The sequence below is a fragment of the Mycobacterium sp. TH-M82 genome (assembly GCF_057473605.1).
Genome location: NZ_JBYCKY010000437.1, coordinates 1 through 1,343 on the forward strand (window position 1 = coordinate 1; position 1,343 = coordinate 1,343).

Consider the following 1,343-nt stretch of genomic DNA (forward strand, 5'->3'; position numbering starts at 1 on the left):
CTTGAGTTTCGCAGTTATGCGGCGGTTGCGGCGCAGGCCAGTTCGTAGTCGCGGTATTTGTGGGGGTCGGGTTGAGCTGCGGAAACTCCGGTAATTCGGGCTGCGACAAGGGTTCTGCGGAGCTTGGCGAGCATGTCTTCGAACGAGGGCTCATCCTTGTGCGGGTACCAGGGCTGATCGTGTCGGCGGGTAGCGAGGTCGTCGGGGTGGTGGCCGTGCAGCGCGTACCAGACGATGACCGCGCTGTAGACGATGAACTGAAACGGCACGGTGCGTTCGACCGCGCGCTGCAGGCGGTTGCGGGCCTGACCGACGCCGAGGAGTTGTTTGCCGGCGGCGATGGCGGTCTCGATCGGCCAGCGGTGCGCGTAGCGGGCCACGATGTCCTGGGCCGGGCTGTCGGTGTCGGTGGTGAAGATCGCCAACACCTTGTCGTCGCCGGGCTCGCGCGCCAGCACGGTACGGCCCTCGGTGTTGCCGAACGCGCCGTACCAGATGCTCGGTGTCGTGGCGACCTCGACGGTGTCGACGCGGCCGTAGCGCGACACCTCGACCGTCTGCCAGTGACCGCCGGCGGCCAGATCGGCCGGTCGGCCGAGCCGATCGCCCTTCAGGCGGGGACGGCCGCGTCGACCGGTGCGCGGCGGCGCCGGGGCGTATAGCGCGGCGTTGGCGGGCAGCCGGGTGGTGATCGTGGTGCCCGCGACCAGCAGCGGTGTGCCGTGGTAGGCGGCGTCGCCGACGACGTGGATGTCGCGCTGCGGGAATGCTTGGGCCAGAGTCGAAATCAGCTCACCGGCCAGCCGCACCGGCGAGGCGGTGCCCTTGCCGCGCCACAGCCGTAACAACACCGGCAGGCACACCGGGTGGCTGCAGAACGGCAGCACGACGACGATCCCGACGATGACCCACCGGTTGCCCCGGCCGAGCGCGTTGGGGTCCTGCGCGGACCCGTCGTGGGTCCAGAACGCGCCGAACACCTTCGGCCCCCACCGGCGGAACAGGCTGTCGTCGACCACCACCTCGATCGCCGTGTCCGGGCCCAACAGCCGGTCCACGATCACCCGGGCGAGCGCCAGCCCGATCCGGTCGACGTCCCAACTGTGCGCGGAGAAGAATCGACACGCGGTGTGAAACGACAACACCGCGGTAACCCCAGCTCCCGCGAGCATGCCGACCACGGTGCGTCGACCCGCTTGCAGCGCAAGCCCGGTCGCCAACAGCACGAACACCGCGTAGGTGCTCCCGCGCCGGAACACCGGACGGAACGTCTCCAACAACATGCGCCATGAATCGGGTACGGTCAGGCCCGGAAGCATCGGCGGGCAAGACGAATTCCTCGA

At 69.0% G+C, this 1,343-nt stretch carries 1 protein-coding gene; it reads right to left on the bottom strand.

Features of this window, described 5'->3' with window-relative positions:
- Positions 1 to 14: 14 nt before the first annotated feature.
- Positions 15 to 1,343 (bottom strand): IS701 family transposase (locus AC2VON_RS13500; RefSeq protein WP_486953420.1); only part of this gene is annotated, 1,329 nt, incomplete at its 5' end.